Annotated in this window: 14 protein-coding genes; 4 read left to right on the top strand and 10 right to left on the bottom strand. The window is 47.9% G+C overall.

Features of this window, described 5'->3' with window-relative positions:
- Window positions 1-70 precede the first annotated feature (70 nt).
- From OGV69_RS06275 to OGV69_RS06265, 3 genes are all read right to left on the bottom strand, one after another.
- Window positions 71-751, bottom strand: coding sequence for a hydrolase (locus OGV69_RS06275; protein ID WP_038635572.1), 681 nt, complete (start codon window positions 749-751; stop codon window positions 71-73).
- Between the two features lie 500 nt (window positions 752-1,251).
- A complete protein-coding gene (locus OGV69_RS06270) occupies window positions 1,252-1,557 on the bottom strand; it encodes a putative quinol monooxygenase (RefSeq protein WP_042311525.1) in 306 nt (101 codons plus the stop codon).
- Window position 1,558: 1 nt separating this feature from the next.
- Window positions 1,559-2,566: a zinc-binding alcohol dehydrogenase family protein gene (locus tag OGV69_RS06265; RefSeq protein WP_069323683.1), complete on the bottom strand. Its 1,008-nt coding sequence runs from the start codon at window positions 2,564-2,566 to the stop codon at window positions 1,559-1,561.
- A 104-nt stretch (window positions 2,567-2,670) separates the two neighbouring features.
- Between OGV69_RS06265 and OGV69_RS06260 the strand changes: the two genes are divergently transcribed.
- Window positions 2,671-3,573, top strand: coding sequence for a LysR family transcriptional regulator (locus tag OGV69_RS06260; protein WP_286469214.1), 903 nt, complete (start codon window positions 2,671-2,673; stop codon window positions 3,571-3,573).
- A gap of 36 nt (window positions 3,574-3,609) precedes the next feature.
- Here OGV69_RS06260 and OGV69_RS06255 read toward each other — a convergent pair whose 3' ends face one another.
- From OGV69_RS06255 to OGV69_RS06245, 3 genes are all read right to left on the bottom strand, one after another.
- Window positions 3,610-5,106 carry a C69 family dipeptidase gene (locus tag OGV69_RS06255; protein ID WP_069323827.1) on the bottom strand — a complete coding sequence of 499 codons (1,497 nt, stop codon included), beginning with the start codon at window positions 5,104-5,106 and terminating at the stop codon, window positions 3,610-3,612.
- Between the two features lie 341 nt (window positions 5,107-5,447).
- On the bottom strand, window positions 5,448-5,912 hold the full coding sequence (locus OGV69_RS06250; RefSeq protein WP_069323685.1) for a YqeJ family protein: 465 nt from the start codon (window positions 5,910-5,912) through the stop codon (window positions 5,448-5,450).
- Window positions 5,909-6,682: a winged helix-turn-helix domain-containing protein gene (locus OGV69_RS06245; RefSeq protein WP_038635558.1), complete on the bottom strand. Its 774-nt coding sequence runs from the start codon at window positions 6,680-6,682 to the stop codon at window positions 5,909-5,911. Before OGV69_RS06245 ends, OGV69_RS06250 begins: the two co-directional genes overlap by 4 nt.
- A 577-nt stretch (window positions 6,683-7,259) precedes the next feature.
- Between OGV69_RS06245 and OGV69_RS06240 the strand changes: the two genes are divergently transcribed.
- A complete protein-coding gene (locus OGV69_RS06240) occupies window positions 7,260-7,877 on the top strand; it encodes a helix-turn-helix transcriptional regulator (protein WP_069323686.1) in 618 nt (205 codons plus the stop codon).
- A 74-nt stretch (window positions 7,878-7,951) separates the two neighbouring features.
- Complete coding sequence (misL, locus tag OGV69_RS06235; protein WP_069323687.1) at window positions 7,952-10,717, top strand: intestinal colonization autotransporter adhesin MisL; 2,766 nt, start codon at window positions 7,952-7,954, stop codon at window positions 10,715-10,717.
- Between the two features lie 188 nt (window positions 10,718-10,905).
- Here misL and OGV69_RS06230 read toward each other — a convergent pair whose 3' ends face one another.
- The 3 genes from OGV69_RS06230 to OGV69_RS06220 form a co-directional block, all read right to left on the bottom strand.
- Window positions 10,906-11,208, bottom strand: a complete 303-nt coding sequence (locus OGV69_RS06230; RefSeq protein ID WP_074458492.1) for a type II toxin-antitoxin system RelE/ParE family toxin — start codon at window positions 11,206-11,208, stop codon at window positions 10,906-10,908.
- A gap of 3 nt (window positions 11,209-11,211) precedes the next feature.
- On the bottom strand, window positions 11,212-11,472 hold the full coding sequence (locus OGV69_RS06225) for a type II toxin-antitoxin system Phd/YefM family antitoxin (RefSeq protein WP_069323688.1): 261 nt from the start codon (window positions 11,470-11,472) through the stop codon (window positions 11,212-11,214).
- 175 nt (window positions 11,473-11,647) lie between these two features.
- Entirely contained in the window at window positions 11,648-11,938 is a 291-nt protein-coding gene (locus OGV69_RS06220) for a SymE family type I addiction module toxin (RefSeq protein WP_069323828.1), read from the bottom strand.
- A gap of 137 nt (window positions 11,939-12,075) precedes the next feature.
- On the opposite strand from OGV69_RS06220, the gene OGV69_RS06215 reads away from it, so the two are divergent.
- Window positions 12,076-12,276, top strand: coding sequence for a toxin-antitoxin system HicB family antitoxin (locus OGV69_RS06215; protein ID WP_069323689.1), 201 nt, complete (start codon window positions 12,076-12,078; stop codon window positions 12,274-12,276).
- A 343-nt stretch (window positions 12,277-12,619) separates the two neighbouring features.
- On the opposite strand, the gene OGV69_RS06210 is transcribed toward OGV69_RS06215, so the two are convergent.
- Entirely contained in the window at window positions 12,620-13,072 is a 453-nt protein-coding gene (locus OGV69_RS06210) for a hypothetical protein (RefSeq protein WP_114140318.1), read from the bottom strand.
- Window positions 13,073-13,165: the final 93 nt, after the last annotated feature.

Below are 13,165 nucleotides of genomic sequence, written 5' to 3'. Positions count from 1 at the left end.
CAGGGGCTGATGTTGCGCATTACAAAACGCCTGCTTATACGAAACAGGCGTTTGTGCAAGATCGGAAAAGTTAAGCGCGCTGAGAGTCCAGCAGCTCGTTATTTTTCACAACATCCTGGGCTTTGGTATAGCTTTCAATCAGTAACTGATAAGCCGGGAAGATTTTGGTATAGACTTCAGCCCATTCCGCTGCGTCTTCCCGATTCCAGGTTTTCTGCAGTTCAGACGCAACCGCGGCAGTATCCATCGGCACGACACCAGCCTGTACGACGCGGGCCATGGTGATCTCCTGCGCCATTTTGCTGTAGGTACCGGAAGCATCGATGACGGCAAAGACTTTATAGCCTTCTGCTACCGCGCTGATGGCCGGGAATGCCATGCATACACTGGTGATGGTACCAGCAATAATCAGCGTCTTACGGCCTGTCGCTTTTACTGCCGCAACAAACTCTTTGTTATCCCAGGCGTTAATTTCACCTTTGCGTGCGACATAATGTGCGTGAGGCGCGTTCTCATGAATTTCCGGAATAAGCGGACCGTTTGGCCCCTGCGGCACAGAGGCGGTGGTAATCACCGGCATTTTGCATAAGGTGGCGATTTTTGCCAGAGCCGTAGCTCTTGCACGCAGTTCAGTCATTGGCATATCGCCAACGGTCTGGAACAGGCCGCTTTGATGATCGATAAGCAACATAACTGCGTCATTGACATCAATCACTGGGCGTTGGCCATTAAAATTAGCGGGTGTAGACATGATCCATTCCTTGTTGTTGCTTTTTGCAGGCTATCTAACCTGCAGTAAAGTCTAAATCGCCTGGGCGATATCCATTTTTGCTCTACAGTTCATTAACCATTATTGACATCTTCATGGTTAATTTCAGGGGGAGGCTAAAGCTATCTTTATCAGAATTGCCTTAGTGAATTAATTTCCTCCTGCCCCATTAAAATAACAATACTTGTTATTATGAAATTATATTTCTGCATTCACATTATTTTATGGTGTGTACTGGAAGTAAGGGGATGGAGATTCGGCGGGTGTTTCTGAGTGATTTATTTTTATATGGTTATTATTATTGTGAAATAAAATGAATATTAACGATATATCTTCAATGTCAATTTTGTGACTAATGCCACAGTTTTCCAGAGGATAATGATCATGTCTATTTTATTTTCTAAGTTATTATTGAGTTAAGTAAATTCTCAAGTTGATATTTATTGTGCTCCCCCGAACAGCAGAGAAGCACGGTATTAATATTACGGCTCTATAGGCGTCAGATAATCCAGTCGTAGCGGCTCGGCCAGTAGATCGTTCATTTGCAATACAAACGACTGGAAATGCGGCAGGGCGATATGTTCGTCCAGACCAGCCTGACCGCGCCAGGATTCGCGCACATAAAATACATCTGGCGTGTCGCGTAACTGGAACAACGCATACTCAATATTGCCCTCCTCCCGGCGCGTGGGCAGTAAGAGAGCTTGTAGCGCCTGTTTCAGTGCATCGATTTTCCCTGGTTTGGCTTTCAGTACGGCAATAATTGAAATCACTTCTGCATCAGACATGTTAAAACCCCTCCAGCACAATCTTGCCGACCGAGCGACCCGTTTCAATTTGCGCATGCGCTTTTTGCAGATTCGCCGCCGTGATCGCGCCAAAATGTTCACCCAGCGTGGTATGGATGGTGTGGTCGTCGATCAACTGGGCCACGCGGGTCAATAGCTGATGCTGGGCAATGATGTCGTGGGTGGTAAACATCGAACGGGTAAACATAAACTCCCAGTGCAGCGAAATGCTTTTTGCCTTCAGCGGACGCGCATCAAGGGTTTGCGGATCGTCAATCAGCGCCAGTTTCCCCTGTGGAGCCAGGGCAGCAATAATTTGCGAGTAGTGCTGTTCGGTATTATTCAGGCTGGCAACGTGTGTCACCTCTTTAATACCTATCCGTGCCAGCTCTTCCGTCAACGGCTTGCTGTGGTCAATCACATGATGAGCGCCCGCTTCACGTACCCATTTCTGGCTTTCCGCACGTGATGCGGTGCCGATGACGGTCATTTTGGTCAGCTTACTGGCCAGTTGCGTCAGAATAGAACCCACGCCGCCAGCCGCGCCGACAATCAGTAACACATCGCCTTCGTTGCCATTTTCCTCAATGCCCAGGCGGTCGAACAGCATTTCCCAGGCGGTGATTGCGGTCAGCGGTAGCGCTGCCGCAGAGGCGTTATCCAGCGATTGCGGCTTCAGCGCGGTGATTCGTTCATCAACTAACTGAAATTCGCTGTTACTGCCCGCACGTCCCAGGGCCCCGGCGTACCAGACTTCATCGCCAGGCGAGAACAAAGTAACGGCTTCGCCCACGGACTTCACCACACCAACGGCATCCCAGCCCAGTACGCGCGGCACATCAGCGTTAAAACCTTCGCGGACCTTGGTATCAACGGGGTTGACGGAAATGGCCTTTACTTCAACCAGCAGGTCATGTCCTGTGGCAACTGGCATGGGCAGGTCAATCTCTTGTAAAAATTCAATGTTATTGCCGTCGGTCGCGGCGCGGGTAATGGCGATGGCTTTCATAGTCTCTCCGGTCACAGGAATCAGTTGAATAATTCGATGGTAAACCGGCAGCAGAACGGGAAAAATAGCCCTACGGCGACAGGACTTATACTCGGGGAGTGAAAATGTTCCGGCTTGAAGATCTCACGTTGTTTGTCCGCGCCGCGGCGCTGAATAGTTTTAGCGATGCGGCACGCGAAGCCGGCGTTCAGCCTGCTCAGGTCAGTTCTGCTATCAAGCGTCTGGAGTCTACGTTGACTATCCGCCTGTTCGCTCGCTCCACACGCAGCCTGCGCCTGACGCCGGAAGGCGAGATTTGGTTGCCCTATGCCCGCCAGATGCTGGACGTGATGCATGCCGGGCTGCAAAAAATTCAGACCCCGGAAGATGAAGTTTCTGGCACGCTGCAAATCGCCGTTCCTTCCGATCTTGGGCGGAATTTGCTGCTGCCGGTCTTTCAATCTTTTCGACGCCGCTATCCTGCGCTGCGTTTGCGGATCTTTTTCTCCGATCAGGTGACGGATGTCTTTAAAGATCCTGTCGACGTCGCATTTCGTTATGGCAATACCGAAGATGCGTCATACATTGCGCTGCCCGTTGCGCCGGGTAACCGACGCGTGCTGGTGGCGTCCCCGGATTGGGTTTTACAAAACGGAGCGCCGAAAACCCCGGAAGATTTAGCGCAACTGAACGCCATGACCTTTGTCTTACGTGGACGCCTGCACGACCGCTGGACCTTTACGCACGACGGCGAGGTCAGCAGTGTGCAGGTCTACGGCACGATTATGAGCGATGATGCCGAAGTGATCCGACGGCTGGCGATTGCGGGTGAGGGGATTGCCTACAAGTCGTGGCTGGATATTAGCGAGGATGTACGCGAAGGGCGATTGCAGCTGCTGATGACGGATTATCAGGGAGAGAAAGTCCCGCTGAATATGATTTGCCCGCATCGTAAGCAGCTTTCAACGGCGGTACGCTTGCTGCATGACGCCGTGAAGGCGCGATGTGAAATGCTGGCGCAGAGCTAAGATACGCTTTGCGCCAGTACATTACTGTGGTGTGACTTAGTCTTTTTTCGCTGCGTTAGCAAAGAAAATATCAGACTGAATGTCTTTGGTGCGGATGGTAAACAACTGATTAGTGAGATCTTCCGTTAACTTCTCTGCATCAGCCATTATGCGCAGGTTGAAGTCATTCAGCATTTTATCTGCGGCAGGTTTATTGGTTTTCGCCATCTTCAGATATTCTGCTTCGACCTCTTTTTGCTCCTTCGCCACTTTATCTTCCCACGCTTTGTAGGCCTTTTTGACGATTGGCGCGAGCTTCGGATAATCGGTCATCGTCAGCGTCTGCAATTTACGATATTTCCAGTAGATGGATTGATCGTCAGCCTTATCTGTACCCATTGTATAGTTGGCCGGATATGCTTTCAGGCCGCTGTAGTACGGAACAAAGGCGGTGAGATCGGCCATACCCAGACCAATGTAGGTTGTTTCACCGATCTCTTTTGGCAACCACGGACGTACCTGCATAACGTGCGCTTCATAGGTGCGGAAGACGCTGACCGGACGCCACGGCTCTTTACCGTTCAGGCCGTTGGTGTACGGGTCATGACTGGTGCCTTCATAGTGGCTACGCAGCACGGCTTTTACATCGTCCAGCGTCATTTTCTTCTCTGGCTTCATGAAGACCGGGAATTCACGTCCTTTGGCCATATCCTGATTTGCGGAAGGATTGAACGTTTTCTGGATGGTCCATACGCGAGGATCGTTATACGTACGGTCACGCTCGTCATCACGGGTATAGGCTTTAGAGAAGTTGAATTTGCCATCTTTCGCCGGTTCGTACAGACCTTTTTCCGTTGCGAACTGAATCAGATTTTTTGACGCCATCATATCCGGGTTTTTAGGATCGTAATCCTGTAGGCGGCCCTGATTACCGGTGGCGAAATATTGGTTATTAGGCAGGCGCTGCGCCATCCACTGGTGGCCGCTGCCGGTTTCCAGGTACCAGATCTCGTTATCGTCGACGACGGCAACGCCAAAGCCTTCGCCCGCACCGACGGTTTCAACAATATGTCCCAGCAGCGCAACGGCGTCACGTGCGGTTTTGCTCTGCGACAGCAGAATATCCGGGATATCGTCTTCAGTGATCCCTTTATCCTCAACATACGGGTCGGCGGCCAGCGCTTTTGGTGAAGCAAAAATAGATTCTGTTCCGCTCACACCGACGCCCAGTTCGTTAAATCCGGTCGCGCCGTGCAGTTGAGTTTTCCAGTTTGGGACGGTGGTATAACGCAGAGAGTTTTTCGGCAGTGGCCAGGTAAAATCATTCGCGCCATTATGTGCTTTGGTGCTGTATACCCCGGTCTGATTCTGTTTTGCCGGATGAATGACAAAATGCTGTGCTTTCAGGGCATCGCTGTCTGCGCTACGGGCGACCAACATGGAGCCGTCCGCGGATGCTTCATTGCCGACCAGCAGGGTCGTACAAGCAAAACCTGATGAAACAACCGCCAAATTTATTGAAAGTGCAATCAGGCACTTTTTAAAAGTAAACATTACGTATCCCTCATATGTACGCCAAAAATACACCGGAAACATACCGTTTCCTGAAATGCGATAACGTCTGAATGCTCAGACATGTCTCGCGAGAGAGATAAACGCCCCTGCCCACGTCTTCTCCAAATATTCATGCGTAGGTTGAAGTCTTCTGGACAAAATAAAACGTCCATTTCGCTTAATTATTACGCAACGAATATCCTGATATTCAGGATGTTTCCTGATTCGCGGTGAAGAATAGAATGGCTTATTAGTGGATTCAGTGACCTGTGTCGCGTAAGTTAATGATGACAAAAGTGAATCCCGTGGCAGCACCGTGCTTTTTGTTTCCGGATATGACGTTACCTTTTGCGGCAATACAGCGAGGGAACATTGGAACTGGCGAAAATCCATGCGCCCTTATACTCCTCCATGACCAGGCTCAGGCTGCGTCCGGTCTGACGATAAAACCCGGGCAATGTATTGTTGATATCCGCTTCATCGGCCGTGTCGGCGAAGGTTTTGACGACTTGCATGGCCTGTAACACCCGCGCATCACGCTGTTGGGTGTAGCTGAAATAGATGTTCCTGCTGATGTCTGAGGTATTACGCCCATACAGTTTACCGGTAATTGTTGATAATCCTTCCTGGTTGTACATCCGAAATGAAACCGTACCGGCAAAGCGGTTGCTGCCAATATTCCATTCAACGTTCCCAACGCAATTCAGCGGCTTTTCGGCATAGCGCGAATACCATAGCCAACTGCCCGAACCGAGCAAGGTAACCAGGCCAATAGTGAGCAAGATTATGTGGCGTGTTTTTTTCATTGCCCGCGCATCCAGTAATAATGGGTAGTACAAAATGCGTGGGCATCAATCCGCGCATCTTTATCGCATACAAATGCCACCATCCTTTCTGCTTTGAGGTAGCCGGATAGAAACACGTGTTTGTTGTTTTCACAGAGAAAAGGATGAAGTTGCATCAGACTGAAATAGCCATGCTGGTCGTACTCATTCGGAGAGTAATAAATTTTGCAGTTTTGCCGCGAAGGGATCTGCATGGAAACAGAGACAAACTTACTAAATGGCATAACCGGGCGAGTCTGATACCACACCAGCCAGATAACCAGAGTGGCAATAACAACACTAACGCTAAATAAAATGTTCCACCAGGAGATCTGCGTCGTTTGTTGTGGTGCGGTAAGAATTACCTTTGCAGGCGCGCGCTCCTCAATAACCGGTAACTGGGAAACGTCACTCTGAGGATCCGTTATCACTTCTACTTGAGTGTTTTCATTCAATCTCAGCCCTCGCCGGGAAATAGTTTTCACCGTATCACGCGGTAGTCCCACTTCCGCCAGCGCATTACGTAACGTCAGAATTGCCTGGTAGAACGTGTTGGTGCTGGTGACATTATTTCTCTCTCCCCAACCCACTATCATCAACGTGTTCTGGGAAACAATGTCACTTGCGTGAGTAATTAAATAGAGAAAACAGAGCGAAGCTGGGAGCTGGAGTTGTATTGTGCGCCCGGTCTGACGATTGACCAGACTTTTGCTATCAGGATTAAATTCGACCAACTGATTGATAAGATACAATTGCCCAGCCCTCAGTAACCAAAACGTATCACAGCGTGTCCTTGCACACCCCTTAAATTTTACATCCAAATCGATAAGACGCCTCTATCTTTGTACATGATCTAAGATAAGAATTTCACTTAGGGGGTAAAAATCCTTCAAATACAATATGTTATTAACTTAATTTCTTAGGTGGGAATTAGCTAATGTTAAATAATGAGAATTCATTACAGTTTTATCTGGGTTATCATTATATTTATCCACAGAGCAACAAGGGGTATTGAGTTATCTGAATTGTGTAATTAACGAGTAACCTTTACAGCGGTTATTTTTTAGCAAATAGTGCTTTTTTAAGATTTATCCTAGGGTTTTAATTTATGCATAAAATTCCTAATGCCCAGATTGTTATTCTGAGATAAAACACAAAAAAACTTAGCGGTATGGCATTGCTTACCGTACGTACATATTATCGCATCAAGAGTTTATTACATTTTTTTAGGGTTGCTGTTATTAACTGACAAGGAATGTCATACGTGTCGGATTGACACATTTATTTACCGATGAAATATTTATGGAAAAATAACAGGAGTCATTTTTTATGAACAGATCCCCATCACAGAGTATTCGTTGCATAAGCTGTGAATTATCCTGTCAATTATTTCCGGATACTGCGGTACGCGCCAGCTACTGTCACCGTGCCGCTTTTGCGATCTGGCCTGAGGGAAACGGTTTTTTACAACGAGGCGTTATTGAAAAACTTTTGCTTAATAATCAAAACCATTTATCCCGCGGGTTTATTTTTGTGGATTTCTCCTTCCCCAACCTGCGCCTGTTCGCTGACCCGAAATGGGTTGATCGTCTGGCGTATAGCGGTATGCGTATTGTTTTGATTGCGGACCGGAACCTGGCGCCGTTAGCCAACTACTGGCTGTCGAAAAGCAATAAAATACAAGGCATTATATATTCTGATGATGATGATGACGTACAGCATCAGAAGATGAGACGATTATTTACGGGTCATCTCGCTAACAGTAAACGTGGGCGCACACTCAACTATACAGAAATGATATTACTGAAGCGATTTGTCTCAGGAAAAAGTATTCAGCAAATTACCCAAATAGATAATATTGATATTAAGAAAATATACGTCTATAAGCTCCGGCTTGAAGATAAGTTGGGCCATAGTATTCATCAAATACTATCGAATATTTTATAACGCATTTCTGATTTTTATTATTTCACATCCTTGCGATGTGGTGGACGCTCTACGCCTGATAGCAGGAGGCTAATATGCCAAATCCCAAATCTTACTCTCGTATTGCCATCGCGGTTTCAGCCGCATTAACGTCTATGGTATTTTCAGCCCATGCAGCCTGGGTTGATGTTGATAGTCTTCCTTCCAGCGGTCTGGTTAGCAGTCTGCCCCCGGAATTGCAGGCAATAATCCCTGCGCAGGCCAATGCCAATTTCGCTAAAACCAGCGCCATGCCAAATTATGTTTATCAGTGGAGTGCGGGCACCATTCCTGTTTATGGTAATGGATTAACGTTAAATGGACCCGGTGCTGAAGCTTTTGAGCACTCTGTTACTGTTATTCAGAACAGCGCGACGGGTAGTCCGGGCGTTATTTTTGGTGACGACCTGACGATCCGCACCCAGTCAAAGAATGCCGCCAATAATGGTAAAGATGTTGACGGTATCCGCACGCATGGGGCCAATACGCCGGATAACCCGGTCTTTATCATCACCGGGGATCGCACCAGTATTTATGTAGACGGTCAGGATGGTGACGGTATTAACGCCGGTTATAACGCGATAGGCCAGGGCTGGATAGGCTCGGCTAATATCTACGTCGGTGATGATCTGTACATTAAAACGACGGGTAACCAGGGGCGTGGTATCACCGCCAATGCCATGCGAGATGCGACGCTTGCCAAAAATACGATTGTCGTTGGCGATCGTGCGCATATTGTGACGACCGGCGACGGCTCTGAAGGTCTTCGCTCCGGGCAGAGCGGTTCCTCAATCCTGCTTGGCAATGACGCTACCATCGAGACGTCTGGCGCCTCCTCAACGGGCATTTATGCCGCCACATCTTCTAAAACGGAACTGGGTAATAACGCCACTATTACGGTTAACGGCGCGAGCGCGCATGCGGTCTATTCCACCAACGCGACCGTGAACCTGGGCGATAACGCGACCATTAGCGTGAACAGTTCTGGAAAAGCGGCTTCATACAGCAAAGCGCCACGCGGCCTGTTTGCGATTTCACGCGGGGCGATAAACCTGGCCGGCGGCGCCGCGATTACTATGGTGGGCGACCACAGTACTGAAAGCTATGCCATCAGCACCGAAACGGGCGGCACCGTAGACGGATCCGCCGGTGGATGCTTTCTTATCGACGGCGATCTTCATGCTGCCGGAGGGACAAACGCGACCAGCAGCCTGCCCCAGCAAAACAGTACGATTAAGCTCAACATGACCGACAACTCGCTATGGAGCGGGGCGTCTTATATCACCAGCGCGACTGCCGGGACGGGGGTCATCTCGCTGCAAATGAGCGATGCGACATGGAATATGACCAACAGCTCAACGCTGACCGACCTGACGCTGAACAGTGGGGCAGTGGTTAACTTTGGCCATGCTGACGGCGAACCGTGGCAGACGCTTACGATTAACGAAGATTTTACCGGGAATGGCGGCAAACTGGTTTTCAATACCGTCCTGAATGACGATGCCTCCGAAACCAATAAGTTGACAGTGCTCGGCAACACGACGGGTAATGCCTTTGTGGCGGTAAACAACATTGGCGGTACCGGGGCGCAGACCGTTGAAGGCATTGAGATAATCGAGGTTGCTGGCAACTCTGACGGTACATTTGAGAAAGCGAGCCGTATTGTCGCCGGGGCGTACGACTATAACGTAGTGCAGAAGGGCAGCAACTGGTATCTGACCAGCTTTATTCCTGCTCCGCCCGATCCGGTGGACCCTGTTGACCCCGATCCCGTAGACCCGGACCCGATCGATCCTGTGGACCCGGTTATTCCTGAGCCGGAAGAGCCTCATGTTCCGCCGGTCACGGAGCAGCAGTATCGCCCGGAAGCCGGCAGTTATCTGGCCAACAACTATGCGGCTAACACACTGTTCATGACCCGACTGCACGATCGTCTGGGTGAAACCCAGTACATCGACATGCTGACCGGTGAGAAAAAAGTGACCAGTCTGTGGATGCGTAACGTTGGCGCGCATACCCGTTTCAAAGACGGTAGCGGGCAGTTGAAAACCCAAAGCAACAGCTATGTCTTACAGTTAGGCGGCGATCTGGCGCAGTGGAGTAGCGATGGCCTTGACCGTTGGCACATTGGTGCGATGGCAGGTTATGCCAACAGCCAGAACCGCACACAGTCCAGCCTGACCGGCTACCATTCTCGTGGGCAGATTACCGGTTATAGCGTGGGGCTGTACGGCACATGGTATGCCAATGACGCAGACAAGACCGGCACCTATGTGGATACCTGGGCGCTGTACAACTGGTTTGATAACAAAGTGATGGGTCAGGAGCAGGCGGCAGAGAAATATAAATCCAGCGGTATCACCGCCTCGGTTGAAGCCGGTTACAGCTTCAAACTGGGTGAAAACGAGCGCAACAGCTACTGGCTGCAACCGAAAGCGCAGGTGGTGTGGATGGACGTGCAGGCCGACAGCCACCGTGAAGCAAACGGTACTCGCGTGAAGGACAACACCGATGGCAACCTGATGACCCGTCTGGGTGTAAAAGCCTTTATCAACGGTCACAACGCCATCGATGACGGTAAATCTCGCGAGTTCCAGCCGTTTGTCGAAGCCAACTGGATACATAACACGCAGACTGCCAGCGTGAAGATGGACGATGTGAGAAACGACATGCGCGGCACGAAGAACATCGGCGAGCTGAAAGTGGGTGTTGAAGGTCAAATTACTCCGCGCCTCAACGTATGGAGCAACGTGGCCCAACAGGTTGGCGACAAAGGCTACAGCGATACCCGCGGTATGCTCGGCGTAAAATATAATTTCTGATGTAATGCAGTAATGGAAAAGCCGCTGATTAACCGATCTGCGGCTTTATTACGTATGAAATATGATGGTTATTGCAGTTGTTCGGTAAAACCGAACAACTGCAATAAAAAGCCGCAATGTTGTCACTTGTTGCGTGCAGCCCGTAGGCCGGATAAGCGCAAGCGCCATCCGGCAAATAAGGTGGTGGGCTACAAACGTTGTCCCAGATGTTTTGTTGGTACTCGGCTTTGGTGTAAGACTGCCAGTACAACAATATTTGTGTCTTGTGCACTGTAGTAAATCATATGGCTAACATAAGGAAAGCTGTAAATATCTTCACCAAAATCATCAATTCGATGATGACCCATGCCTGGCATTTCAGCTAACTGAGAGAGAACGACCTGTAATTTTCTAAGATAATCCCTGGACTGTTTAGCGCCCCAATTTCTTGATGTGTAATCACGGATTTCAATAATATCGTGCTGTGCTTCTCCAGTAAGTTTGTAACTCACTTTTTATCCTTTGTGTTGATCCATCAACGCATCAAAAAAAGCATCACCATCAACAATATTGCCCAAATGAATATCGTTTTGAGCACGCTGAATTTTGGCCTTCAGTAACTGGAGCTTCATGGCTTCCATTTGTTCATAGTCTTCAATGGAAACAACAACTGCAACAGGCTTACCGTTACGATTAATTTGCACAGGCTCTCGCTGCGCTTTAAGTAGCATATCGCCAAACTGGGTTTTGGCTTCATTTGCCGTAAGAGTATGCATATTGTCACCATTTCGCATGAATCGTTCGATTCGTTCAGTATAGTCGATATCTTTCTGGTGGTCACTATGAGGTGGGTGGTCAGACAGAGGGTATTGTGAAAGTAGGCCGGATACGCGTCAGCGCCATCCGGCACCAGGTGAACCTGTAAGTACCGCTTGCAGGTTCAGCCGTATTTCACTGGAGAGTCGCCAGTGTGCTCTCGATTCTGTTCAGCTTCTGACTGGCCTCTTTCAGTTCATCCTGCAACCGTTGTTCCTGCTCGCCATAGACCATCAGGACGATACAGCCATTCATCACTTTTACGGTAATCTGTTGGCCGGTATCAAACCCCGCGTCGCGTAGCCACTTGCCGGAAAGAATAATTTTTGGCGTGGATTTGTCGAAAACATTCGGGCGATATCCCACAATTACCGAACGTTCGGTTCCGGATTGGTCGGTGTCTGAGGTAGAATGCGAATTAGCCAGAATCAACTCCTTGATAGTTGGTGAGGTTAGCTCTCGTCGGGTACTGCGAATACCGGGCGAGGGCGTTTATAAGTCAGGTCGGCAGAAAAAAAAGGTACGTACCTGATTGGTGATATCTTGCGCTTCTAGGTACGTACATGTCAACAGCTAAACGTGATCCAAATCAGTCTAAATCTGGAAAAGCACCAACTTTTCAGATTCGTATCACGCCTGAGTTAAAGGCGCAGTTCGAGGCTGCTGCAAAAGCAGAGGGGATGAGTTTGGGGAATTGGCTCAAAACTTTGGGGAGAAAGGAATTAAAAAGGCTTGGAATAGATATGAGTGAAGGAACTAAGTGATAGGCCCATACAATTAGGGCCTTAAGATTTTATTCGCCTTTAGTAATTTTGGGGTTTATCCAATTCCATTTTATATTTGCAATTTCTTCTTTTTTCTCAATATGTGCATTTAAAAATTCGGACAAACTTTTACTGTTAAATTTTAATAAATCAATTTCTGTTTGGTTTAACGTAAAGCTAAAGGTGTTTCCCTCAAAGCTAAATTTATCGGGGGACTTAGCTTTTAGCTTAACAATATATTTCCCCTTCTTCCACCAAAAATAATTCTCTCGATAAGTAAGAACATTATGTAATTGAGATGATTTGAGAGCTTCGGCAACGACATCAGTGGTATCTATACTGGCTAAAAGCTAACATGTGAGTTTAATTCATTAATTAATATTGAATCTTGCTCATGATATTTTGGCTCTTGAAATTTTATGAATTTTTCTGTAAGTAAATCTTGAAATAATTTCAATGCAATCGGAGGTTGTTCTTTTGAAATGACTTGCTTGTTTCCATTCTGATCAATTATTTCGCTATGAATCTCAGTAATTCCCGCCCATTTCAAAAAGTGTAAATCACCATCGGAATGCCTGATTTCGAGAGATATGTCTTCTAACAAAAGAGATTTTTTTTCCGCCAATACGCCCATTCTAATATTGAGGATTGGCCCTAAAGAAGTGTAACTTATCTCAGCTGTATTATTGAAAAATACTCTAAGTTTAGGCTTTGTTATGTACTTATAGAATACATTAATGAGTTGAGGAAGCCATGCAGCCGCGCCAATGTATGCAGCAATCTCGCCAGGAGTCATATACCCTCATCTATGATTTAGAAAATATATATCAAAATGTCACAAAATTTTTAGTTTTTCCAGAGTAATTAATTTAATGATGTTATTAATTCT

The sequence above is a fragment of the Citrobacter sp. Cc139 genome (assembly GCF_030334645.1).
GTDB classification, from domain to species: domain Bacteria; phylum Pseudomonadota; class Gammaproteobacteria; order Enterobacterales; family Enterobacteriaceae; genus Citrobacter; species Citrobacter werkmanii.
This window is presented reverse-complemented; position numbering and strand designations above follow the sequence as displayed.